The sequence below is a fragment of the Vibrio marisflavi CECT 7928 genome (genome assembly GCF_921294215.1).
Taxonomy (GTDB): domain Bacteria; phylum Pseudomonadota; class Gammaproteobacteria; order Enterobacterales; family Vibrionaceae; genus Vibrio; species Vibrio marisflavi.
In genome coordinates this window covers 862387-887359 of record NZ_CAKLDM010000001.1, presented here as the reverse complement: position 1 = coordinate 887359, position 24973 = coordinate 862387, and the positions used below count along the sequence as shown (strand labels likewise).

General features: G+C 41.0%; 21 protein-coding genes. 14 read left to right on the top strand and 7 right to left on the bottom strand.

Going from position 1 to position 24973, the window contains the following annotated elements; genetic code table 11:
• Positions 1-20 precede the first annotated feature (20 nt).
• Together L7A31_RS03950 and L7A31_RS03945 are read left to right on the top strand one after the other, a co-directional pair.
• Entirely contained in the window at positions 21-725 is a 705-nt protein-coding gene (locus L7A31_RS03950; protein WP_237360196.1) for an aspartate/glutamate racemase family protein, read from the top strand.
• Between the two features lie 61 nt (positions 726-786).
• Positions 787-1254, top strand: coding sequence for a hypothetical protein (locus L7A31_RS03945; protein ID WP_237360195.1), 468 nt, complete (start codon positions 787-789; stop codon positions 1252-1254).
• A gap of 64 nt (positions 1255-1318) precedes the next feature.
• Here L7A31_RS03945 and L7A31_RS03940 read toward each other — a convergent pair whose 3' ends face one another.
• The gene (locus tag L7A31_RS03940; protein WP_237360194.1) at positions 1319-2869 is read right to left on the bottom strand and encodes a DHA2 family efflux MFS transporter permease subunit; all 1551 of its coding nucleotides are present in this window, start codon (positions 2867-2869) and stop codon (positions 1319-1321) included.
• A gap of 4 nt (positions 2870-2873) precedes the next feature.
• Positions 2874-3932 carry an HlyD family secretion protein gene (locus L7A31_RS03935; RefSeq protein ID WP_435532882.1) on the bottom strand — a complete coding sequence of 353 codons (1059 nt, stop codon included), beginning with the start codon at positions 3930-3932 and terminating at the stop codon, positions 2874-2876.
• A gap of 165 nt (positions 3933-4097) precedes the next feature.
• On the opposite strand from L7A31_RS03935, the gene L7A31_RS03930 reads away from it, so the two are divergent.
• A complete protein-coding gene (locus tag L7A31_RS03930; RefSeq protein WP_237360751.1) occupies positions 4098-5018 on the top strand; it encodes a LysR family transcriptional regulator in 921 nt (306 codons plus the stop codon).
• Positions 5019-5069: 51 nt separating this feature from the next.
• On the opposite strand, the gene gad is transcribed toward L7A31_RS03930, so the two are convergent.
• On the bottom strand, positions 5070-6464 hold the full coding sequence (gad, locus tag L7A31_RS03925; RefSeq protein ID WP_237360192.1) for a glutamate decarboxylase: 1395 nt from the start codon (positions 6462-6464) through the stop codon (positions 5070-5072).
• 504 nt (positions 6465-6968) lie between these two features.
• Between gad and L7A31_RS03920 the strand changes: the two genes are divergently transcribed.
• Entirely contained in the window at positions 6969-8513 is a 1545-nt protein-coding gene (locus L7A31_RS03920) for a DUF3369 domain-containing protein (RefSeq protein ID WP_237360191.1), read from the top strand.
• A 19-nt stretch (positions 8514-8532) separates the two neighbouring features.
• Here L7A31_RS03920 and L7A31_RS03915 read toward each other — a convergent pair whose 3' ends face one another.
• Together L7A31_RS03915 and L7A31_RS03910 are read right to left on the bottom strand one after the other, a co-directional pair.
• On the bottom strand, positions 8533-10557 hold the full coding sequence (locus L7A31_RS03915; protein ID WP_237360190.1) for a PAS domain-containing sensor histidine kinase: 2025 nt from the start codon (positions 10555-10557) through the stop codon (positions 8533-8535).
• A 233-nt stretch (positions 10558-10790) separates the two neighbouring features.
• Positions 10791-11996 (bottom strand): aromatic amino acid transport family protein, encoded by a 1206-nt coding sequence (locus L7A31_RS03910; protein ID WP_237360189.1) that lies wholly within the window; start codon positions 11994-11996, stop codon positions 10791-10793.
• Between the two features lie 313 nt (positions 11997-12309).
• Here L7A31_RS03910 and L7A31_RS22150 point away from each other — a divergent pair, with 313 nt between their 5' ends.
• The gene (locus tag L7A31_RS22150; RefSeq protein ID WP_290368737.1) at positions 12310-12438 is read left to right on the top strand and encodes a hypothetical protein; all 129 of its coding nucleotides are present in this window, start codon (positions 12310-12312) and stop codon (positions 12436-12438) included.
• A 59-nt stretch (positions 12439-12497) separates the two neighbouring features.
• Entirely contained in the window at positions 12498-13088 is a 591-nt protein-coding gene (locus tag L7A31_RS03905) for an acyl carrier protein phosphodiesterase (protein WP_237360188.1), read from the top strand.
• An 8-nt stretch (positions 13089-13096) separates the two neighbouring features.
• On the opposite strand, the gene L7A31_RS03900 is transcribed toward L7A31_RS03905, so the two are convergent.
• Positions 13097-13822 (bottom strand): TetR/AcrR family transcriptional regulator, encoded by a 726-nt coding sequence (locus tag L7A31_RS03900; protein ID WP_237360187.1) that lies wholly within the window; start codon positions 13820-13822, stop codon positions 13097-13099.
• 899 nt (positions 13823-14721) lie between these two features.
• Between L7A31_RS03900 and L7A31_RS03895 the strand changes: the two genes are divergently transcribed.
• Genes L7A31_RS03895 through phaC form a run of 4 tightly spaced genes read left to right on the top strand, consistent with a single transcriptional unit; the run spans position 14722 to position 18904 of the window.
• The gene (locus L7A31_RS03895; protein WP_237360186.1) at positions 14722-15462 is read left to right on the top strand and encodes an SDR family oxidoreductase; all 741 of its coding nucleotides are present in this window, start codon (positions 14722-14724) and stop codon (positions 15460-15462) included.
• Between the two features lie 13 nt (positions 15463-15475).
• Positions 15476-16684, top strand: coding sequence for an acetyl-CoA C-acetyltransferase (locus L7A31_RS03890; protein ID WP_237360185.1), 1209 nt, complete (start codon positions 15476-15478; stop codon positions 16682-16684).
• A gap of 41 nt (positions 16685-16725) precedes the next feature.
• Positions 16726-17073, top strand: coding sequence for a phasin family protein (locus L7A31_RS03885; RefSeq protein WP_237360184.1), 348 nt, complete (start codon positions 16726-16728; stop codon positions 17071-17073).
• Between the two features lie 58 nt (positions 17074-17131).
• Entirely contained in the window at positions 17132-18904 is a 1773-nt protein-coding gene (gene phaC, locus L7A31_RS03880) for a class I poly(R)-hydroxyalkanoic acid synthase (RefSeq protein ID WP_237360183.1), read from the top strand.
• A gap of 64 nt (positions 18905-18968) precedes the next feature.
• Here phaC and L7A31_RS03875 read toward each other — a convergent pair whose 3' ends face one another.
• Positions 18969-19859: an endonuclease/exonuclease/phosphatase family protein gene (locus L7A31_RS03875; protein WP_237360182.1), complete on the bottom strand. Its 891-nt coding sequence runs from the start codon at positions 19857-19859 to the stop codon at positions 18969-18971.
• Between the two features lie 492 nt (positions 19860-20351).
• Here L7A31_RS03875 and nrdD point away from each other — a divergent pair, with 492 nt between their 5' ends.
• The 4 genes from nrdD (at position 20352) to L7A31_RS03855 (ending at position 24936) form a co-directional block, all read left to right on the top strand.
• Positions 20352-22496 carry an anaerobic ribonucleoside-triphosphate reductase gene (gene nrdD, locus L7A31_RS03870; RefSeq protein ID WP_237360181.1) on the top strand — a complete coding sequence of 715 codons (2145 nt, stop codon included), beginning with the start codon at positions 20352-20354 and terminating at the stop codon, positions 22494-22496.
• 3 nt (positions 22497-22499) lie between these two features.
• Positions 22500-22964 (top strand): anaerobic ribonucleoside-triphosphate reductase-activating protein, encoded by a 465-nt coding sequence (nrdG, locus tag L7A31_RS03865; RefSeq protein ID WP_237360180.1) that lies wholly within the window; start codon positions 22500-22502, stop codon positions 22962-22964.
• A 112-nt stretch (positions 22965-23076) separates the two neighbouring features.
• Positions 23077-24258: an amino acid aminotransferase gene (locus tag L7A31_RS03860; protein WP_237360179.1), complete on the top strand. Its 1182-nt coding sequence runs from the start codon at positions 23077-23079 to the stop codon at positions 24256-24258.
• Between the two features lie 24 nt (positions 24259-24282).
• The gene (locus L7A31_RS03855; RefSeq protein WP_237360178.1) at positions 24283-24936 is read left to right on the top strand and encodes an ATP-dependent zinc protease family protein; all 654 of its coding nucleotides are present in this window, start codon (positions 24283-24285) and stop codon (positions 24934-24936) included.
• The last annotated feature ends 37 nt before the right edge of the window (positions 24937-24973 follow it).

Below are 24973 nucleotides of genomic sequence, written 5' to 3'. Positions count from 1 at the left end.
TTAAAAGTAGAAGGTTCGATATGAAAGTCATTGGCTTATTGGGCGGCATGAGCTGGGAGTCTACGGCTCTTTATTACCAGCTTATTAATAGAGAAGTTAACCAGCGACTCGGTGGGCTTAATTCTGCGAAAATTGTTATGTTTAGCGTTAATTTTGCTCAAATTGAGCGTCTACAAAGTCAGCATAAGTGGAAAGAAGCCGCGTTACTGCTCTCTGGAGCGGCAAAGTCGCTACAAAGTGCTGGTGCTGATTTCATCTTGATATGCACCAATACAATGCACTTGGTCGCAGACGATATACAAAAATCCGTTGATATTCCTATCTTACATATTGTGGATGCGGTGGCTGCGCGTTTGCAAGAAGGGGACGTGGATACCGTGGGTTTACTTGGCACACAATTCACGATGGAGAAACCGTTTTACAAAGAACGCTTGAAAGACAAACATAATATAGATGTTGTGATTCCTAAAAAGAGTAGTCGTGAATATGTTCATAAGGTGATTTACGAGCAGCTGTGTCATGGAGTTGTATCTGACGATTCTCGACGTGGCTACATAAACGTGTTGGATGAACTAAAGCAAAATGGTGCACAAGGTGTGATATTGGGATGCACCGAGATTGGTATGCTTATCAATTCTACTCATAGCGATTTGCCGATTTGCGATAGTACAGAATGTCATGCTCAATATGCAGCTCAGAGTTCACTAAAAGGGCTGCTGTCATAGTAGCGCTATATTTGACTAATATTATAAGCGATATAACTCTCTTGCTTGAGGAGTAAAAATATTGTTCAAAAAATTATTTTTCTTGAGTAGTTCATTGGTGTTGCTAGCTGGATGTGCAACGCCAAAAACCGTAAACAAAGATAATATCGTAGGTTCATGGAAATGTGATTATTCATTTCAACAGGGGCAAAATGATGTCACCGTTCACTCCAATGAAGTGTTTAGGTTGGATGGAACAGCAAGTACTTTAGGAGTGATTAGAACTACCCCCATCGCTGGAGAAACGCCGCAAGAGTACTCTTTCTCCGGAGAAGCGCTGTGGCAAATTAACGGTGACCTTTTAACGTTAAATGTTGTGGATATGCAAACTATGGAGTCGAACAAAACTAGCTTCGAAGGCAACAATATCCATAATATGTTTAAAAGCGAGTCAAAAGAAGAGTATCAAATACTCACCTTAACCAATGATAAACTCACCCTGAGACATCAAATGCGGGATTTTGTCTACCATTGCAGCAAAAACGAATAGGGCCAAAACTAGTGTGTTCATGACCGTGGCCCAACCAAAGTGAGTTATCCTAAGTTCAGCTTTATTAGTTTCTCATACACAAAATTAGTGCGGCAGCAAACACTAGTAGTACCGACATGATAAAGAACACGTCGTTATAAGCCATGATAGCCGCATTTGCTTGCATCGTATTGAGTAAGTCAGCTTTTGCTTGCAACGAAGCTGTTGATGCTGGGCTTCCCGCGTGCATAAAGTAGCTTTGTAGTTGGTTGAGTTTTGCCCAACCTGCTTCGCTTGTAGAAGACAAAGTAGATTCAATTCGATCTAAGTGCAGAGTGGTTCTGTTTTGTAGTAACGTGGAAATTGCTGCAATACCTATCGCCCCACCAAGGTTTCTCATGACATTGGTAATAGAGGACGCATCTGGGCTGTCTTTGAGTTTTATATTTTTCAAAGAAAGCAATGAAATTGGAACAATGATGAATGGCTGGCCTAGTGCTCTAAGAACCATCGATACTATCATCTGTTGCCCAGCGTATTCAGCGGTCATATGAGTGTTTACATAACAGCTGATACCAAAGATTACAAAACCAAATGCCACTAAGTAAGTCGACTTAATATACTTGGTGATTTTAGGTAATAGCGGGAAAATCAGTAGCTGAGGTAATCCCATCCACATGAGTACAGTACCAATTTGTAAAGAGTTGTAGTTCTGAACCTGCGTTAAATACATTGGTATCACGTAGATCGAACCATACATCGCCATACCCAATATCAAAAATGCAATCCCTGAGGCAGCAAACTGCGGGTCACGCATCAGCTTAAGATTGACCAGAGGCTTTTCTCTCTGTAGTTCAATAATCACAAAATAAATCAAGCTAATAGCAGAGATGATGCTGAGTGTGACGATAAAGCTAGAGCTAAACCATTGGTCATCATTGCCTTGTTCTAAAACTACCTCTAAGCAGCCTAAGCCAAGTGCCATGGTTAATATGCCCAACCAGTCTCCGGATTTTAAACTATCATAGTCGATGTCTTTTTTGTCTAGTCCATAGCAAATCATTGCGATAACAGCGAAAGCTGGAGGAATATTGATGTAAAAAATGTAGTGCCATGACAACACTTCGGTTAACCAGCCACCTAAAGTAGGGCCAATTGATGGCGCAAACGTAGCTGCGACACCAAATAATGCCATGCCAGTTGCGCGTCTTTCCAAAGGCAAGATTTGAGTGATCAGTGAGAAGGCCAACGGTATAAGTGCGCCACCACTGAACCCTTGTATTGCACGAAAGACAATAATGGAGTTTAGGTTCCACGAAAGGGAACACAAAAACGAGGAGAGCGCAAAGAATGCAGTTGTCCACGCAAGGTAACGTCTTTCACCGAGTGATTTAGCAAACCAAGCACTGAGTGGAATAGCGATCATCTCTGCGACAAGGTACGAAGTGGAAATCCAAGAGCTTTGATCAAGTGTCGCAGACAACGCTCCTTGGATAGCACTCAGTGAGGAATTAGTGATCTGGATATCTAAGATTGCCATGAAGGCACCTAACAGCCCTCCAAACAGCGCAATCCAATCACGCGTTGTCACCACTTTGTTTGGGTTGCTGTCACCTACAGGAATAACCACTTCCATGAGATTAGCCTCTAGTGTCGACAGTTGCAGTGACAGAGAGTCCCGGTACTAAACGGCCGTTAAGTGCTTCTGGGTTTACAATATCGATTTTAACCGGTACTCGCTGAACGATTTTTGTAAAGTTGCCAGTTGCATTTTCTGGTGGAAGTAAGGCGAATTGAGCACCAGTACCTGGCGAGAAGCTATCTACTACCCCTTGTAATGGTTTGTCTGGATAAGCATCAAGGATAATTTTTACTTTCTGGCCTTTCTTTATGTGACTAATTTGCGTTTCTTTGAAGTTCGCTACTAACCAAACATTTTGCGTTGGCACCAAGCTAAGTAATGGTGTTCCAGATTGAACTAGCATACCTACCCTTAAGCTGCGATTACCTACCACGCCACTGACAGGAGCGTACACTTTCGTATAGCTTAGGTTTAATTTAGCTTGGTTAACTTCTGCCTTAGCTTCTTCAACTGTCGCTTGAGCTTCAGTAATTTGAGTATTAATTACCGCAATTTCATCGGTGGCTGCTTTGTAGTTAGCTTTCGCCTCATTAACATTAGCTAGTGTCACTTTTTGTTGAGAAATGTCGGTATCCAACTCATTTTGAGAAGCGTAGTTTTTCTTCTTTAAACTGCGAACACGATTCACTTCTTGAGTGGCAAGTTTGTACTGGGCTTGAGCTGCGGCAATTTGGCTAGCAGCTTGGTTAATCTTGCTATTTTGCAGATTTTTCTCAGCAACAAGGTTTTGCACGTTCGCTTCACTTTCGGCTAAGTTGCCTTGTGCTTTATTTAGGGCTTGGACGTAATCTCTATCATCTATTTGGACAAGTAGCTGTCCAGCTTTTACATGCTCGTTGTCTTTAACAAATGACTTAACAATGTAGCCAGAAACTTTTGGGCTGATAGTGGTTACGTTGCTTTGCAAGTATGCGTTATCTGTAGATTGAAAATATTGTGCGTAACTAAACCAATAGATAGTCGCAGCAACACCTACGAATGCAATCAATGCAGTGGCGGTCAGCAGCGCTTTGTTTTTTTTCTTTACGGGCTGCGTAGTTGCGCAACTTTCAGCAATTTCTTGTTTTGAATTGTCTGGGTTTGTATTGTTCATAAGAATGACCAGAAACACTTGTTTACATATTAAAGTGAATTGTAAATGAATTTGATTGGATGATAAGATAGGAAAAAAGGGAAACACTGTTGCAAAAATATGCCTAATAATACAAAGAATACTTCGTCCATGGATCTCAATGCCGTCTTGGTATTCAGTTATGTTGTTGAGTATGCAAGTTTTACTCAGGCTGCGAGTGCGTTAGATATGACTAAGTCGACAGTCAGCAGGAAAATAGACGAGTTGGAGAGGCATTTAGGCGTGAGGCTGATCACTCGATCCACTCGAAGTTTGATATTGACTCCGGAGGGTGAAAGGTTCTATCAATCAGCGATACAAATGCTTGAGGTTATCGAGCAAGCAGAGCTAGAAGTTTCAGCTAACCAAGATTTAGTGCGAGGTAAGCTTAACGTGGTGATGCCGGTTGAAGTAGGACACTTGTTTGCTGGGCCTTTTTTAAATACATTCTTAAAGCAATACCCTGAAGTAAACATCAACTTAGAATTGACGAACAGAGAAGTAGACATCGTAGGAGAGGGTATTGACCTATATATACAAGTTGGCGAGTTAAACGATTCCAATTTAATTTCTAGGCCGATAACAAACTCAAAGCGTGCATTAGTAGCCAGCCCTGACTATCTGCAGCAATTTGGCGAAATCACTAAACTAGAAGACATAGCGCCGCCACACAAGAAAATAAAAATTATTAGTAAGGCGGTTAAGCCGCTACCTTGGCAGTTCTCAACTAACGATGGAATGAGCACCATTGTAAATTTGCCACATCAGCTTCAGGTCAATACGATTACCGCATCACTACAAGCGAGTCTCGATGGGCTTGGGATCTCATTAATACCAGAATTTATATGTTTGGAGCATTTAAGTTCAGGGCGGCTTGTTCGGTTGTTGCCCGAGTACAAAATGCCTACATTGCCCGTAAGCCTTGTGTATCCTAATCGAAAACTTGTACCTAAAAGATTAAAAGTGCTGGTTGATTACCTGCTAGAGTGTGTGGAAGATATGGAAGAGATGATGGTGAACAAGCTTCTATAGAAGCCACCACAGATAGCAGTGGTGGCTTTTGTAATAGTTTAGATAAAATCGCTAGCCGTGATTAAATCCAGCAGATTCTTCAGCGTCACTACCATGAGTTATAGGGTGTGTTGCGTAGAAATCCACACAGCGTTGTAAATCTGCAATCAAAATGTCGGCTTGATCTCGGCTAAATCCGTGCCTAACCAATATTCTCATAATGACTAAGTCTTCTCTGTGGCTAGGCATAGAATAAGCGGCGATCTGCCAACCTCTTGAGCGAATCCTGTCTGATAAGTCATATAAGTTGAACCCCGGATTTACGCCAGCCTTGATACACCAACTCAGCCCTGGAATCCCACCGTCTCCGTCGTAAATGACATCGAACATACCCATTTTTTCAATTTCTTTGGCAATATAACGAGCGTTAGCGTAACAGGCTTCGTGTATTTTTCTGTAGCCTTCTCTACCCAAGCGCAGGAAGTTGTAATATTGAGCTACCACTTGCCCCCCTGGACGGGAGAAGTTGAGGGCAAACGTCGGCATGTTGCCGCCTAAGTAGTTGACATCAAAAACGAGATCATCATGCAGTGCTGATTTATCGCGCCATAGAATCCAACCAACTCCAAGCGGTGATAGACCAAACTTATGGCCAGAAGCGTTTATCGATTTTACTCTAGGCAGTCTAAAGTCCCAGAGTAAATCTGGCTGGCAAAACGGAGCTATAAAGCCTCCACTTGCACCATCGATATGCATTGGAATATCTAAACCGGTAGTTCGTTCTAGTTCATCTAAAGCATCGTGAACTTCTTTAACTGGTTCATATTGGCAGGTAAAGGTAACGCCCAGAGTCGGTACAACACCAATAGTATTTTCATCACAGCGCTTTATCACTTCTTCCGCAGTCATGATAAGACGATCGCCCTCCATGGGAATCTCACGTAGCTCAATATCCCAGTATCGTGCGAATTTGTGCCAGCAAACCTGCACAGGGCCACATATCAAGTTCGGTTTATCGGTAGGTTTGCCTTGGCGTTTCATTTTTTCACGCCATGCCCACTTTAATGCCATTCCGCCTAGCATTGCCGCTTCACTTGAGCCAGTAGTAGAGCAGCCCATAGGGTTTTCTAAATCGGGTGAATGCCATAAATCGGCGAGCATATGTACACACCGAGATTCGATTTCTGCAGTTTGCGGATATTCGTCCTTGTCAATCATGTTTATATCAATGCTTTCATCCATGAGCTTGTGAACTTCGTCTTCAAGCCATGTTTGGCAAAATGTGGCAAGGTTTTGTCTTGAGTTCCCATCCATCATTAGTTCGTCATGAATGACTTGATAAGCGTGCTTTGAAAGTTGTTCACTTTCTGGAATTTTAAACTTGGGTAATGTGATTGAAAGGTCTTTAGAAGAGTAGATGTCGTCAAGCAAGTTATCTCGGACAGTATCTTTTTCATGAAGGGGCATAAATTATGTCTCCGTAATTAGTCGCTTTGTACTAGTGGAACTATAGATCTATGGGAAAGCTTTGATCTCTCATTTCTTATACTAAATGCCCCAAAAAAGCCGTCAACACCTTAACATTAAAAATAAATGCTCATTAATATATTTATGAAATTGCATGATGCTTATTTGGATACGATACGTGGTTTACACTGTAAACGCAGTGCATTTCAATCAAGGCTTTAATGGTCTGTTTCACCTTATGTCACATAAACTATCAATGCGCGTGGATTCTATATATTTATTAGCAAAAGGTGTGATTGGCCTATATGTGATTAGGTAGAAAAGACTACAATTAGTAGCGTAATATAGAGAAGTTGAATGGCGACGGATGCAGTATCTTCAACCATACGCATAAAAAGGAGATTAAGTGCGTGTTTTTGAATGAAGCTATTTCAATTTTATTTATCAATGAGGGAGTTAGTGTGCTAAACCTTTATAATAAGGATTTTCATTTTAGGAGGTCAAATGGATTTGTTTGCTGACCAAAGAGATGCTAACGATCAGGCAGCAGCCCATCAGCCAACAGTCGTGCCAGAGAAACCTTGGAAAGTGCTGGTGGTTGATGATGACGAACAAGTTCATCAAGTTACTAAACTCGCCCTAAGTACATTCAAATTTCAAAATAGGCGATTAGAACTTATATGTGCATTATCCGGTCAAGAGGCTCGTGATATCGTTGATAAACATGATGATATTGCTTTAGCTTTGATAGATGTTGTGATGGAAACAGAACACGCAGGACTGGATTTAGTAAAGTATATTCGGGAAGAGACTCAAAACCAAAAAATTCGATTGGTATTAAGAACGGGGCAAGCAGGGCAAGCTCCGGAAGACTTAGTTATACAGAATTATGAAATTGATGACTACAAAGAAAAAACCGAATTAACGACACAAAAATTAAAAACGTTATTGTATTCAATGCTAAGGTCCTATCGCGATCTTTGTTTGATTGAAGAGCAAAAACAGGGCCTCAGTAGAGTCATTCAAGCTTCAGCAAACGTACAAAATACGTCATCTTTGCAAACCTACGCTACCAGCGTATTGAATCAATTGACCTCATTGCTTGGGTTAAGCACCTCTGCATTTTATTGTATTGTCCAGCCTCGGCCTGAAGGAGAAGAAAGCCGAGCTTTGACTCTTGCTGCTACAGGCGGGTATGTAAACTTCTACTCAGAGTGTTCATTCGAATTATTACCTGAACAAGTGTCAGATAGGTGTCGAGAAGTACTCACAGATCGACAAACCCATGACTTTGGTGATGCATTTGTATTGTTTACTAGCGACGAAAGAGGGTTAGATAACTTACTGTATGTCAACGTCAACCAGGAGTTATCCGAGCTTGATAAACAGTTGCTTGAAATCTATATGCAGAATATAGGTTTAACGTTCGAGAACCTTAACCTTTTAGTCGATCTGAAAGAAACATCTAGAGAGCTGGTATATAACCTCGCAAATGCCGTTGAAGCAAGAAGCAAAGAGACGGGTGCGCACGTTGAACGCGTGTCTTTAATATGTGAAAAGCTCGCCGAACTGTATGGTCTGCCAGAGTCGGACGTTAATCTAATCAAAGCAGCTTCACCATTACATGATGTTGGTAAAGTCGCGATTCCCGATAGTATTCTCCATAAGCCGGGTAAGCTAACCGCTGAAGAATGGGATATCATGCAAAAGCATGTGGAGTATGGCGTAGAAATCTTGAGCAAATCTAAGAGGAAATTGATCTTAGTCGCGAAAGAAATCGCTGGCACTCACCATGAGAAATGGGATGGCTCTGGATACCCAAATCAGTTGTCTGGTAAAGATATTCCTATATCTGGGCGTATTACAGCTCTCGCCGATGTATTTGATGCGTTGGGCGCGAAACGTTCTTATAAAGAACCTTGGCCTGATGACGAGATTATGCAGGAAATTGTTGCGCAAAAAGGTAAGCACTTCGAACCTGAGTTAGTGGATCTAATGATAGAGCATTGGGAAGACTTTATTGCCATTAGAGATGCACTCCCTGATTAGAGTGCATTTTTCATTTTAACTAACCTGTTTTGCTGTTCGGAACAGGGTTCACTATATCCATTTGCAACTCTCTAGGAATGGATATAGTGAAATGAACACCATGCCCGAGCTCAGACTCAAACTCTAAGTAACCCTGTAACTTTTGTTTGACTAAGTTGAATACTAGGTTTAATCCCAATCCAGAACCGCCTCGTCCACGTCTACTAGTGAAAAATGGTTCGAATATTTTTTGGTGTAATGTATCTTCTACGCCAGCGCCATTGTCACGATATTCAAAAATGATGTTACTTTCTTTTTGGTAGAACTCAATGCTAATACATGGTTCTTCCTGCTCTTTGAAAGCGTGGATAACACTGTTCAATACTAAATTCGAAATAATCTGAGTTAAAACCCCTGGAAGGCTATTCATCGTAAGAGATTCATCTCCGTTAACGCTTGGCACTACGGGAACCGTTCTAGTCTCTGGGTGCAAACTAGCGATAAGTGCATCGAGTACTTGTTTGATGTTAAATTCGCTGCGACTCTCGGAGACTTGGTCTACAGCGGTTTGCTTGAAATCACGTACTAATTTTGCAGCTCGGTCAAGGTTATGCTCAAGCATCGTGACGCCTTCATTGAGCGAACCCATCAAGGATGCAAACTGCTCGGTTGTTAATGTTTGCGCTTCGAAGGCTGAGTTTAACTCTTTGACTGAGTCTCTAACAACGGATGTAGCAGTGACAGAAATACCAAGTGGGGTATTTACTTCGTGAGCAACACCTGCAACGAGACCACCTAATGCAGCAAGCTTTTCGGACTCGATAAGCTGATCTTGTGCAGTTTGTAGCTTCTGCATGCTTTGTTTTAAATCTAATGTGCGCTCAGCAACAGTACGTTCAAGCCCTGTATTTAGCTCTTCGAGCTTGAGTTGCGCCATTTTAAGTTCAGTGATGTCTATGGTCGTTCCTCTGTAGCCCACGAACTGATCATCAATATACCTAGCCATTCCTTGAAACATAAAGTGGTGCGTGATGCCATCAATATCGAAAGTTTCTTCACACATAGAAAAGTCAGCGTGCTTGGCTAAACAGTCAGCTAGTTTTGTTGTTTCGGAAAGCATAGGGACTTCACTAACAAGTGGTTTTTTACTAGTATCGATGTTGAGGGCTTCAAGCATGATATCTGAGCAGTAAATCAAATGGCCGAATTCGTCGGTTTCCCATAACCAGTCAGAAGAAACATGAGTAAAGTCAGTGAGGCGGTCTTGTTGATATTTAATATTTTTATATAGTTGAGTTACATTCGCCGTGATCTTATTGGTTTCATCGCCAAGCCAGTATAGTTCATCGCCTTTCTCTGTAATGTATTTTTGGTGCCTTAGTACGAGTGGCTTAGAAGGTCGAGCTGGATCATAGTTTCCGAGGTATTTGGCGATGGAAAAGATACGTCTATTAATACTTCGATGGAAAACAATGAGTATCAAATAGCATACTAACGCTGTTTTGAAAGCGTTTAGCGCTAGCGTTACGATGAATTGATGAATGAGATAGTCGTAAATTTCGCGCGTATTTGTTTCTACGTAAAGGCTACCAATCTCCTCGAACTTGTCAGTATCAGCATTGTAATGCATTAAAGGATAGGTGTCGGAAATATAATCAGCCGTTACTTTTTCTCCCGCCTTAAATTCGTATTGGCCTGAATTGACTTGCAAATAATCAATCGACGGTAAGTGGACCAAACCGTCAAGACGTTCTTGAAGAAGAATTAGATCAAAGTTCCATAGCGACGAAGCGAGTAAGTTTGCATGAATAGTCTTGATTTCATGGTGTCGTTGTTCAACGCTATTAAACTGTTGCTCATAGTCCCAATAAAGCTGAACGACTGTTGTGACTAATGTAATAGTACTACTCAGCAGGATCATTATAAGGATAATCCTACGTCCTATTTTCCCATAGATAGGACTGTTCTTACGGGCACTATAAGAACTGCTAGAGTGACCATCATTTTCTAAACCATTTGTGCTGGGGGAGTTGTTATCTGTTCTCAGCTCATCTGGGTTGTTCATACACCACCAATCATAATCTGCACCTATCTTAGTATAGTTGCAACTTTTCAATGATTGATACATAGAGCCAATTTAATAACATGATCTCTAACAGTTTTTGAATAAATTATCGTTTATGTTGTATCAAGTGCCGGCTTAGGGCCTTGTAAATTGGAGTATTTCTTGGGTTCAGATGGGAAAAGCACAGCTTATCTAGACAAGAGGTGGGCGTTGAGGCCCACCTAAAAAAAGTGTTAGCCAAGAGCTGGTAATACGCCCACGGTGATTAGTACCTGAGCACATACAATTCCGACTCCAGCAAAACCCGCGATCGCAAGCCCTAAATGTCCGCCTTTTACTTGGTAGGCGTTTTCTTTCGCTTGTGTTTTACGTACTTTGTACACCATTGAGATAGGAAGAAATACAGCCAATATTGCCAAAGCGATGGCAGCGTAGCCTAGAGCTAGAATGAAGCCTTTAGGGTAGTACAAAGCAAAGCCTAATGGCGGCAGAAAAGTAATCAGCGACGAAACAATTCTGTTCGAGTTGCCATTTTTGTCTTTAATCACATCGCCAAGGTATTCGAATAGCCCTAAGCTAACTCCAAGGAAGGAGGTGAGTAGTGCAAGATCTGCGAAAACTCCGACTGCTTGTCCCAAGCTCGAGTGATGAACTGTCTGTGCCAATGAAGAAACTAATGCGCTAAGGCCTGAATTCGCGATCAATTGGTTTTGGCTCACTACGCCCAAAGTAACGATTTGCCAAATGATGTAAATGATCAGAGGTATAGATGAGCCAAAAATGACGGCTTTTTTAAGTGATTTAGTATCACCATCTAGATAGTTTACTATCGCTGGGATGCTGCCATGAAAGCCAAATGAAGTAAAAATGACAGGGATGGCTGCGACGACTAAGCCTTGATGAAGGGGCATACTTAACAGGTAAGGTTCCGAAACATTTGGTGCAAGGAATGTCAGAACTAATGCCATAGTGATTATCTTAATTAGAAATAGAACTCTGTTGACCTTGTCTACTGTTCCAGTTCCGATCGTCACTACTAATGCGACAACAATAGTGAAAATGATAGTTGCACCATGAGCACTAATATCTAAGTTAAACCATGCTCGAAGTCGATCGCCAAATTGAGCACCACCGCCAGCTATATAAGCTGCACACAATGAGTAGAAAAGAAATAGCATGGCAAAGCTTGCAAGCCATTTGCCTTTGTTGCCCAAAATCTGTTTGGCAAGAGAATGTAAGGTTGCAGTGCTATCTGCATATTGATGTAACTCAAGCATAAGCAACGCGGTAAACGACATCAGCGCCCACAAAACCAACATTACTGCTATTGAAGAGAAGAAGCCCATTCCTGCGGAAGCTAGAGGCAAAGCAAGCATGCCTGCTCCGATAGTCGTACCTGCGATAATCAAAGTACTACCAAACACTTTTGATTTAGCCATGTATATTATTCTTTACTAGTTATGGTTACTGTATAAGTGATAACTGGCTAGACATAGCCTATATCCAGTTTGAAAGTGATTTTGCAGTATGTTGTACACAAATGCAATAGTGGTGTATACATTTATTTCCTATGTGTAAAAATATATTTACGAAAGATGAGGGCGTTCGCTGGAGGCGAAAAAAGTGTGCCTTACCGATGTCACAAGCTGAAAAGTTTGTATACAAACAAAGCTTCTAACCGTATTAAAAATGTAATATACAATGTGTACAAATATTGAAGAACGCACATGATTACAAAAAAGGGATTGCTTTATGAGTGAGTTTATTGAAATTGAAGAGAGCCTCGAAATGATTGATGCAATGGAGATTGGTATAAACCTGTCTCAATACTTGGTAGAAGCGAACGACAGCGATGAAGAGAACGTGAACTCGGATTCGTAATGCATTTTGTATATAAAGCTACAATGAAAGGAGTATCCGTCCACATATTGAGATAAGTGATGAACTTTTTAGCTCACTTACACATAGCAGAGCATTGTGGCTCAAGCTTACTTGGAAATTTTCTAGGCGACTTCGTAAAAGGTAATCCTGCAAAACACTTTCGACAGCAAAGCATATTGAAAGGAATCAAGTTACATCGATTCGTTGATTCTTATGTGGATAGCCACGAAATTGTAAAGAACGCCAAACTCCTATTTCCAACTCCGTTGATCCGATTTTCGCCAATAGCACTCGATGTTTTTTGGGATTTTTGCTTAGCCAGCAATTGGCAGAATTATCATAAGATCTCATTGCCACAGTTCTGCGAACAAGCTAAAGCTCAGTTTTTCGATTTGTCAGATTCAAACATTCCTGAAAGGGCAAGGCAGACTGCTCATCTGATGTGGACAAATCGCTGGTTGGAGTCTTACCAATATTTAGAAAATGTTGAATATGTGTTGGACCGCATATCTCAACGAACTCCCAGAATAAAGCCACTTAGCAACTGTTTTACAACAATACTACAGCATGAACAAAAACTTACATCGATGTTCGGCGAACTATATCCACAAGTGCTTTCTTCGGCCAAGCAGAACTTTAGACAAATATGAACATATCTTTAGTGCTTGTGCCATTGAGCTAATTTGAAGGGTAAGTCATAAACTAAATCATAGATAGACTGAGGAGTTAGCCTTTGCTCAGGACTAATATTGAAAGTATTTGCCATGATGTTGTTGAAAAGAGCCCAGTGCTTGAGTAAACAATCTTCGTAGTCTAGATTGTCATCTGACCATGTCTCTTTCAAAAACGGTTTGAGGCTAGCCGAGCCATGCGCAAAGATGAGTATCTGCCATTTCACTTCACTGATATTAATTGGTATGTCTGGAAATTGTTGCTCAAACTCGGTTGATAGAGTGCTTAGCAGTTGTTGCAAGTTGCCGGCATTATTGATGAACCTTTCTATCAATTCGTCACCTTGCCTTACAGCATCTGCTAACAATTGGATGGGTCTATTATAAACTAGCATATGAGCAAGTAGGTGCGTTGTGAATCTGTACAGCTTATAGTTTGCTTGCTTCTCTGGTTCGATGTTGTTCAAAATTTCAGTGATATAGCTCGCCATGTACACTTGTAGTTCATCACTAATGCTATGCCAAATTTTTTCTTTGCTGCCAAAGTGGTGGCGAATGAGGCTATGTGACACATTTGCTATTTCACTAATACTTCTCAATGAAACCTTGTCATATCCTTCCTCACAAAACAGTTGCATTGCGACTCGTAAGATTTCTTGTTTTGTCTTTTCTGCATCTACAGCACTTCTTCGGCCTGGTTTTTTTGCTGACATAGTATCTCTGATTTAGGTGCTTAAGCTTGTCCAGAGATGATTATTATCCATATGTGTAATAAAAGCCATTGTTGAATAACTAAAATCTCATATGTTCGGCTAGAGAAGTAAAATGCCAAAATATTCTAGTCAAATGACGTATGAAATACGTATGGATTGTTGAGTGGCTATATTATCCCGCACCTATATATTGTAACTAAACACATAACAAATAATTATTACTTACAAAATTAACATTTATTTACACTACTGGAATAATCTGCATTTATATATCCAGCATCGAATAAAAACTCTATTTCATCGTAATCCTGTTAAATTGACCATAAATTATGCTGATTGTGTCTTTTATGTTGTCTAGTTGTTAATTTCTGTAATAAAGCTACATAATGTAAAATTAGGTGCACAAGGCTAACTATCTGAAAAATTGTATATTTGAGATCCAAATCTTTTTATGTGTGATTTTTGTGACCAATAGTCAGTTCACTTTGGCAATACATTTATTTTACCTATGTTTTTGTATTTATTTGCCTTATACATTGTATGTAATTTTGTTTCATTTGAAAAAAGCCCATATATAACAAGTACATATGGGCTTTTGATGGATTTGTTGTTTGAGTAAAAATCCCTTAAAAACAATAAGTTATAAACTTATTACATTGTTGTAACATTACATGATATGTGAGACATGGATCACTTTTATAAACGTTTTTTCAAATAATGTTTGAAATGTAACACTTAACGTTTAATTTATACCCCTAGAAAAGATCTTGGGAATTAATACCAAGAAAAATAATTTATTACGTTAGTTGGTGTTACTTGTTATTAGGAACACCATTTGCAAAAGCGCAATTTATATATTGCGCAGTTGTTTTATATTGCTGTTAAGATGGAGTCTCTTAATGAAAAAAGTCGCTTTGATCACGGGATCAAAAGGCGGAATCGGTTCTGCTATTACTTCTCAACTAGTGAACGACGGATACCGAGTAATTGCTACTTACTCAACAGGTAACCTACAGTCGGCTCAAGATTGGTTTAACGAAAAAGAGTTCACTAATGAGCAAGTTCGTCTATTCGAACTTGACGTTACAAACGCTGAAGAGTGTGCAGATCGTTTGTGTACTTTAGTTCAAGAAGAAGGCACTGTCGATGTACTCGTAAACAATGCTGGTATTACGCGTGATGGTGTATTTAAGAAAATGACAGTCCAAGCTTGGCGCGATGTCATTGATACTAACCTAAACAGTCTATTCAACGTTACTCAGCCTCTTTTCGGCGCAATGTGTGAAAAAGGCAACGGTCGCATCGTAAATATCTCTTCTGTAAACGGCCTTAAAGGTCAGTTTGGCCAAACTAACTACTCTGCAGCAAAAGCTGGCATGATCGGCTTCTCTAAAGCACTAGCTTTCGAAGGCGCGAAAAGTGGTGTAACAGTTAACGTTGTAGCACCTGGTTACACTGGCACTCCGATGGTTGAGAAAATGAAACCAGAAGTACTAGACGCAATCAAGGGTCAAATCCCAATGAAGCGTCTTGCGACTCCAGAAGAAATTGCAAGCACTGTTAGCTTCCTAGTAAGCGATGCAGGTGCTTATATCACTGGTTCTACGCTGTCGGTTAACGGCGGCCTACACATGCACTAAGGAAGCGCTAAAAATGGAAAAAGTATTTGTTGTTGCGGCAAAACGCACCCCTCTAGGTTCATTTGGTGGTTCTTTAAAAGGCGAAACTGCTGGTAAATTAGGTTCAGTTGCAATTAAAGGTGCACTTGAAGCTGGTAATGTTTCTCCAGAGTGTATCGACGAAGTTATCGTTGGTAACGTAGTTGGCGCAGCTCAAGGCATGAGCGTTGGTCGTCAGGCTTCTATCTACGCTGGTATCCCAGAAACTGTTCCTGCATACACGCTAAACATGGTTTGTGGTAGTGGTATGAAGACAGTAATGGATGCGGTTTCTCACATCCGTGCTGGCGACGCAAACGTAGTTGTTGCTGCAGGTGTTGAAGTTATGTCGCAAATTCCTTTTGCTGCTCCTGCTTCAATCCGTGATGGTAACAAAATGGGCAACATGAATCTTGTTGACCTTCTAGTTGCTGATGGTCTAACAGATGTTTTCAATGGTTACCACATGGGTGTAACTGCTGAAAATGTAGCAAAAGAATTTAGCCTTACTCGTGAAGAGCAAGATGCTTTTGCACTAAGCAGTCAACAAAAAGCTGTTGCTGCAGTAGAAGCTGGCAAGTTCAAAGATGAAATCGTACCTGTTGAAGTTAAGAAGCGTCGCGAAACAGTTGTTTTCGATACAGATGAGTATCCAAAATCAAACGCTACTTTAGAAGGTCTACAGAAACTTCGTCCGGCATTCGATCGTGAAGGTACTGTGACAGCAGGTAACGCGTCAGGTATTAATGATGGAGCTAGTGCAATTATCTTAGCTTCTGAAAGCGCAGTAAAAGAGCACAACCTTACTCCTCTAGTAGAAGTTGTGAGCTACGCGCAAACTGGTTTGGATCCAAAAGTGATGGGTCTAGGTCCAGTACAATCTGTTACTCAAGCTCTAAGCAAAGCTGATATGTCAATCCAAGATGTTGACGTATTCGAGCTAAACGAAGCTTTTGCAGCACAAGCACTAGGCGTTGTGCATGGTCTAGCTCAAGAGCATGATGTAACTAAAGAGTCTATTTTAGACAAAGCGAATTTGAATGGTGGTGCAATTGCTCTAGGACATCCTCTAGGTGCATCTGGTAACCGAATCCTAGTTACCCTCATTCACGAACTGACTAAGCAAAACGGTAACTATGGCGTCGCTTCATTGTGTGTGGGCGGTGGTATGGGTACTGCTGTTGTTGTTAAGTCTGTTAATTAATTTAGAAAAGAATTTTATCGTCAATCGTTAGGAGCATTATTATGTACACTGATTTCTTCAAAACTTACGCTGATCAAACTGAAAAAAACCTAGAACCGTTCATCAAGTTCAACAAGCTTGTAACTAAGAACGTAGAAGTTCTAACTGAACTTCAACTAAACGCTATCCGTACTTACAGCGAAATGGGCCTAGCTCAAATGAAAGCTGCAAGCGAAATCAAAGATGTAACTTCTCTTACTTCTTTCAACGGTCAACAACTGTCTGTTCTTACAAAACTTTCTCAACAAATGATGGATGACAGCAACAAGCTTCAAAACATCGCGAAAGAATTCAAAGATGACGTTGAAAAACTTACTACGGAAAACCTTAAGACAGTGACTCCTGCATAACACTGCTTATCTGCCGCCTTTCATAGGCGGCAATTTTTCCGAGTATAGGAGTACTAAAATGTTTCAACACTTCTTTTCGGACTACCTTGTTAAGCTCCAAGAAACCAATCAACAGTGGTGGCAAGATCTTGAACTAGGCAAGGCAGCCGTTAACTCCCCTCTGAACAAAGCAATGCATGAACTCAACCTTGAAGATACTGCAAAGCTGTTTGAAAAGGCCGCACATCAACCTGCGAACCTTCTTCAAATTCAGACCAAGTGGTGGGAGCAACAATTGCAAATTTGGCAAAATATTGCGCTTGCTGGTAACAGCAAATGCCATGTTGAAGCCGAAAAAGGTGATAAACGATTTGCTGATGAATCTTGGAAGAACGATGCGTTCTACAGCTTCATCAAACAGTCGTATTTGCTATTTAGCAAAACTTACCAAGATACAATTGAAAGCGTTGAAGGCTTAGACGAGAAAACTAAAGAGCGTGTTTCGTTCTTCTCTCGTCAAATGATCAACGCTATGTCACCAAGTAACTTTATCGCTACTAACCCTGAGTTGCTAAAACTTACGTTAGAAAAAAATGGCGAAAACTTGATGGCTGGTTTGGATACGCTTAAAGAGGACCTAGAGTCCAGTGCTGATATCCTAAAAATTCGAATGACAAACAACAATGCTTTCCGCATTGGTGAAGACGTTGCAAATACTGCCGGTGACGTAGTATTTAAGAACGAATTGTTCGAATTAATCCAATATAAGCCGTTAACTAAGAAAGTTAATGCTACACCGCTATTAATCGTTCCTCCGTTCATCAACAAGTACTACATCCTTGATCTTCGCGAGAAGAATTCAATGGTTCGTTGGTTGCTTGAACAAGGCCATAGCGTATTCTTGATGTCATGGCGTAACCCGGGCAAAGAGCAGGCTAAACTAGAATTTGGTGACTATGTTACTGACGGTGTTGTTAAAGCTGTTAATGCTATCGAAGACATTACGGGCCAAGACCAAGTTAACGCTGCTGGCTACTGTATCGGTGGTACGGTTCTAGCTTCGACTGTTGCGTACTACGCTGCTAAGCGTATGAAAAAACGTATTAAGTCTGCAACTTTCTTTACTACGCTTCTAGACTTCGGTCAGCCAGGTGAAGTAGGTGCATACGTCAATGAAACATTGATTGATGCAATTGAGGCGCAAAACAACACGAAAGGTTACATGGATGGACGTTCTCTGAGCGTAACATTCAGCCTTCTACGTGAAAATAGCTTGTACTGGAACTACTACGTAGATAACTACTTGAAAGGCAATAGCCCTGTAGATTTCGACTTGTTGTACTGGAACAGCGATAGCACAAACGTTGCTGCTGCGACTCATAACTTCTTGTTAAGAAACCTATATCTTGAAAACAAATTAGTTGAAGATAAAGGTGTTAAGATTGGTGGTGTTTGGATTGATCTTAATAAGATCAAAGTTCCATGCTACTTCATCTCAACGAAAGAAGATCACATCGCACTTTGGCAAGGTACATATCGTGGTGCACTGAAAACAGGTGGCAATAAGACATTTGTACTCGGTGAATCAGGCCATATCGCAGGTATCGTAAACCATCCTGCGAAGAATAAGTATGGTTTCTGGACTAACGATAACCTAGACGAATCTGCTGATGAGTGGTTCACAAATGCTAAGCATAATGAAGGCTCTTGGTGGACTCACTGGAATGAGTGGTTAGGTGGATTTAATCCTAAAGAGAAAATCGAACCATTCACTCAAGGTTCTGAGCAGAATCCAGTAATTGGTGCTGCACCAGGCGATTACGTTAAACAAGTTCTACCTATTAAAGAATAAGTTTAAACGTAACCCAAAAGCCCAGCTATTTAGTTGGGCTTTGTTGTATATGTCCAGTAGAAGTCTAGTTAAGCTCTAGGCTGACAAGGCAGTGATCACTTAAGTTTCTCTTCAAGACATCCCCCTTTGCAAAACTCAACTGACTAGTATTGTTCGCCTTTAAATTGTGGCTCAGAATAATATGGTCGATTAAACTTCGATATCGATGAGTTTTTGTTGGGTTTTTCTTTGACCTAACTAAGCAACCAGCTTTTATATTTTTTGTCGATAGTGTTGGGTTAGGTTTGATACCTTTTACAATCAAATTCCATAACCAGTCGTTTGATCGAGCAAGCTGATGATTGAAGTCCCCCAAAATCATGTATGGTTGCTTCTGTTTTGTTCTTTGTTGAATCCAGTGATTGAGCGAGTCTCCTTCTCGCTTTAAAGCGACGCAACTATGGCTGTTGTAATACTTGCCAGTACAACCAGCTTTGAGGTGGACTGAGAGTAAGTGAATCGGCTTCTTATGCAGTGGTTTTATCACGAGATATGTAGCGAATCTAAGACGGCTTGATTTACTTTTTTCTAGCCTTATATCAGGTTTGTTAACAACGTTTATTGTTCTTCGAATTGCAAAACCCGTGTATTGATTTATATCTCTGAACTGATTAACTAAGTAGCGGGATGTAGAGCGATCAGATAAATAAATACGGTACTTTGAGCCTACCACTCGTCGGATAGCTTGTACGTCATTTACTTCTTGAAAGGCGAGAATATCTGGGTCGATTTGCTTAAAATAACTAGCCAGCATATTGAAGTCTTGGTTAGTTCGTTTAGATGATGGGAACTTTGCAGATGCAGAGCTACTTAGCCATTCTAAATTCCAAGTAGCTAATTTGAGCTCTTGAGCGAGACCAGCGGTTGAAAAGCTGTAAACCAATAACAGGGTTAAAAAGCGAATCAAGACTTCCATTTCTCAACGTGACCTATGTTGTGTTGCGCATGTTCAACATACCGCATACCAATGAGGTAAGTTTTGATTTTGTTATAAAATTTAGCCATTTGTTTTTAGTCAAAACGTCGATTTGATCTTATCCAATGGCTAAGTTTACTTGATCGAAATCAATACTCTTAGAGCGCTAATAAATTCTAATACACACAACATATAGTGCTGTGGTTAAATAATTGTCACCATATAGTGTTATTGGCTTGGAGTAGGCTATTCAGAAGGACTTGTGTTAGTGCTACAGATCGTCGTTATAGAACCTATATCAATCACTTAGGTTCATGGTTGCTAACGCCGAATAACATTCAGTGATCCCTTTCTCCATCTCTAACCGACATACTGAATTACGCTCACTAGACAAAAGTGAGTCAAGCTTGGCTGTGTCGTTGTCAACTATGCTGCTGTCACATAGTGCGATTCGAAGAATGAAATACAAAGACTTAGGTTAAGGTACGAACAATGAATATCAAGAAAACAAACAATCGTGTCGTAGTAAAGCGGGATGGCGCTAAGGTACCATTTGATGCAGGTTTGATTCGAGTCGCGGTGAATGCGGCAGCTGAAAGCGTAACGAACTCAACAATCGATAACCTAGGTGATGTAGTAGCTTCCAACGTCGACGAGATCTTACTAGATTGCGTAGAAATCAGTATTCAAGAAATACAACGCAAGGTTGAATCTGAGCTGATGCACCTTGAAGAAGATGTCGCTCGAGCTTACATCGAGTATCGCCACGACCGAGATATAGAGCGAGAAAAAATAAGTGCATTAAGTTCAGAAATCGCTGGTCTTGTCGAGCAAAGCAATGCTGACTTACTGAATGAAAACGCTAACAAAGATTCTAAAGTCATCCCGACTCAAAGGGATTTGTTAGCGGGAATCGTCTCTAAGCACTATGCAAAGAACCACATGTTGTCACGCGACATCGTACAGGCACACGAATCAGGTCAGATACACTACCATGACTTGGACTACTCGCCGTTTTTCCCAATGTTCAACTGCATGATCGTCGATCTAGAGAACATGTTAACCAACGGTTTTCGAATGGGGAATGCAGAGATTGAAACGCCTAAGTCGATTCAAACTGCGACCGCTGTCACTGCACAGATTGTGGCACAAGTTGCCAGCCACACTTACGGTGGGACAACGCTAAATAGACTCGACGAAGTGCTCGCACCCTATGTCACTGCAAGTTTTCAAAAACACCTATCTGTAGCGCAAGAGTGGCAAATTGACCAAGCAAAAGAATATGCAATCAAACTGACCGAAAAAGAAGTTTTTGACGCATTTCAGTCACTAGAGTACGAAGTAAACACGTTGTTCTCTAGCAACGGACAAACACCATTTTTATCAATCGGTATTGGTCTTGGCACTAGCTGGGAAGCGAGGCTCATTCAAAAAGCAATCTTTGATAACAGGATTGCAGGTTTGGGTAAGAATAAGAAAACTGCTGTATTCCCTAAGTTAATTTTCAGCATTAAAGACGGAATAAACCACAAGGAATCAGATCCAAACTACGATATCAAACAACTAGCTCTAAAATGTGCGTCTAAACGTATGTACCCTGATATCTTAAACTACGACAAAGTAGTAGAAGTTACAGGTTCATTTAAAGCACCAATGGGGTGCCGCAGTTTCCTAAGCCGTTTTGTTGACGAGGACGGTAACGAGGTTCATGAAGGTAGAAATAACCTAGGAGTAGTGAGCCTCAATTTGCCGCGTATTGCTTTAGAAGCGAATGGTAATGAAGAGCGGTTCTATCAACTTCTCGATGAACGCATTGTGCTAGTACGCAAAGCACTAGATACCAGAATTGACCGTTTACGTGGTGTGAAAGCAAGAGTGGCCCCAATTCTGTATACCGAAGGTGCTCTGGGTGTTCGTTTGCAACCAGAAGACGATGTCATTGATATTTTTAAAAATGGCCGAGCTTCGATTTCAATGGGTTACATCGGTATTCACGAAACCATTAATGCACTTTATGTAGAAAACGGTGAACACATTTTCGATAGCGAACAGTTGCGTCAAAAAGGACTAGCTATCGTTGACTACCTTAAGAAAGCGGTCCTGCAATGGAAAGATGAGACAGGATGGGGCTACAGCCTTTATAGCACACCTTCAGAAAATCTCTGTACTCGATTCTGCGCGTTGGATACCAAAGAATTTGGCGTTATTGAACAAGTGACGGACAAAGGGTACTACACAAACAGTTTCCACTTAGATGTTGAAAAAAAGGTAAACCCATACGACAAAATTGACTTCGAGATGCCTTATCCGGAGTTAGCCAATGGAGGCTTTATTTGTTATGGAGAGTACCCAAATATCCAGCACAACTTGGAAGCACTTGAAAATGTGTGGGATTATTCGTACTCGCGAGTACCTTACTATGGTACGAATACACCAATTGATGAATGCTATGAATGTGGTTTTACAGGTGAGTTTTCCTGTACTAGTAAAGGCTTTGAATGCCCCAAATGTGGCAACCATGACTCTAAAAAAGTGTCGGTGACTCGTCGAGTCTGTGGTTATTTAGGCTCACCAGATGCTAGACCCTTTAATTTCGGTAAGCAAGAAGAAGTAAAACGACGCGTTAAGCACATGTAATCTATGAACTACCACAAATATTATCCTGTTGATGTTGTAAACGGCGAAGGTACTCGCTGCACACTATTTGTGTCTGGCTGTGAGCATCAATGCCGCGGTTGTTACAATCAATCTACATGGTCACCGAGTTCTGGAAAGCGATACAGCCACGAGCTTGAAGAGCAAATCATTGCGGATTTATTGGATAGCAGGATTAAGCGCAAAGGGTTATCGCTTTCTGGTGGTGACCCACTGCACCCAAAAAACTTAGACGCGATTTTGCAGCTTGTTACCAGAGTAAAAAAAGAGTGCCAAGGAAAAGATATTTGGATGTGGACCGGTTATACGCTCGAACAATTAGACAGTAAACAGAAGCAAATTGTAGACATGGTCGATGTTCTCGTTGATGGAAAGTTTGACCAAGAACGCGCGGATCCGAGTTTAGTTTGGCGTGGTAGCTCTAACCAAATTATCCATCGTTTTAAATAAAATTTGCCTGTTCAATTATCAGGTGTCGCTTTTATAAAAAATATACTTCGACTTTGTTAAATCTAATGGTAACTTGAGAACCACCATTCTAATTCAAAGAGTTGTGGTTCTTATGTTTTCAAATTTACCAACCCCTTCACTTGACCCGATTTTATCCTTATCCGTTGCTTTTCGAAGTGACACACGACCAGACAAAGTTGACCTAGGAATAGGCGTTTATCGCAATAGCTTAGGTGAAACGCCAATCATGAACGCTGTTCAATCAGCTCAAGAAAAGTTAGCCCAGACACAAAGCACTAAAGCGTATGTTGGTTTAGCAGGCTGTGAAGAGTTTAATCAGTCAATGATTGACTTGTTGCTAAAGGGCACCAGTGCCTACGACAGGTGTACAGCGGTCCAAACTCCAGGCGCTAGTGGCGCCCTTAGAATGCTAGGTGATTTGGTCAAAGTAGCTCAGCCAAATAGTACCGTATGGATTTCGAACCCAAGTTACGTAAACCATCGACCTGTTATGGAAGCTGCAGGATTAAAAGTAAAGCAGTATAGCTACTTCGATCCTGCGACGAAACAAGTGAATGCTTCTCGAATGTTAGAAGAGATAGCAAAGGCAGGTTCAAATGACATTGTGCTGCTACACGGATGCTGCCATAACCCAACGGGTGCTGATATCGATTTCAGTGTATGGCAAGAAATCGCGAGTCTAGCTAAAAAGAATGGGTTTACACCATTCGTTGATATTGCCTACCAAGGTTTTGGAGATGGTTTAGAAGAAGATGCGAAAGGTCTGCAATTCTTAGCTGATAACGTTGAAGAGATGTTAATCACCACTTCTTGTTCGAAGAACTTTGGACTTTACCGTGAACGTACTGGTGCGGCTATCGTTGTTGGAAAATCATTGACTGAAGCGTCCAATGCAAAGGGTAAGATCCTTAACCTCGCTAGAGCAACGTATACCATGCCACCAGACCACGGTGCCGCTATAGTGAAAACTATCTTGCAAGATAACGCTTTAACTGAAAACTGGAAGAAAGAGTTGAACGAAATGCAAGGCCGATTGGTGAACTTGCGTAAGGCACTATGTCAGGAGATTCGTGACGTTTACAATACTTCACAGTTTGATTTTATAGAAAAGCACAAAGGTATGTTTTCCGTGCTAGGCTTTACTGAGAATCAAATGACACAACTGCGTGAAAACTATGGTGTTTACGGAGTGGGTGATGGCCGAATCAACATTGCAGGCTTAACTGAAAATCATATCCCATACGTAGCAAATGCCATAGTAGAGGTCTCGTAAACAAAACTTATATTAGGTGCCGGAATGAATCAGACATGGAAAGCAATTGTTGTTTTATTTATAGGTAGCAGTTTGATGGCTTGCTCAACGACGGGTAAACCGCCGGCATCAGATACCAAACAGCAAAAAACGGCAAACTCTACAGCCAATGACAAGAAGCCACAATATGGTCATGTATCTCCGTCTGAAGAGGTTGTCAAAGCCAGTCCGAAACCAAAACCGCAGCCAAAGAAAAAAGTTGCTAAGGTCAAACATACCAGCGACGGTAAGACTATATTAGGCTCTAAAGAGTGGGTTCATATTCCAGGGTTAGAAGAAAGTTTTAAGGCTAGAGTCGATTCTGGGGCGAAAACGTCATCGATTAGTGCACTAGATATTGTCTTGTTCGAGCGTGATGGTAAAGACTGGGTCAAGTTCACAGTGGTACATGACTCAGTTAAGTCTAAGGAAATGGCTTTGCCAGTAGAGAGGTGGGCTAAGGTCCGCCAAGCAAGTTCAGAAGAGGAAGTGCGACCAGTGGTTATTTCTTGGGTAGAGCTAGGTGATATCCGAGAAAAAACAGAGTTTACGCTAACTGATAGAACACAAATGGATTTTCCAGTGATTCTTGGTCGAAACTTCTTTAAGGATATTGCTATTGTTGATGTTGGACAAGAGTACGTTCAGGGCACTAAGTGACGGCGAGTTAATTCTGTCAGCCAGCAACTCTTAGTAA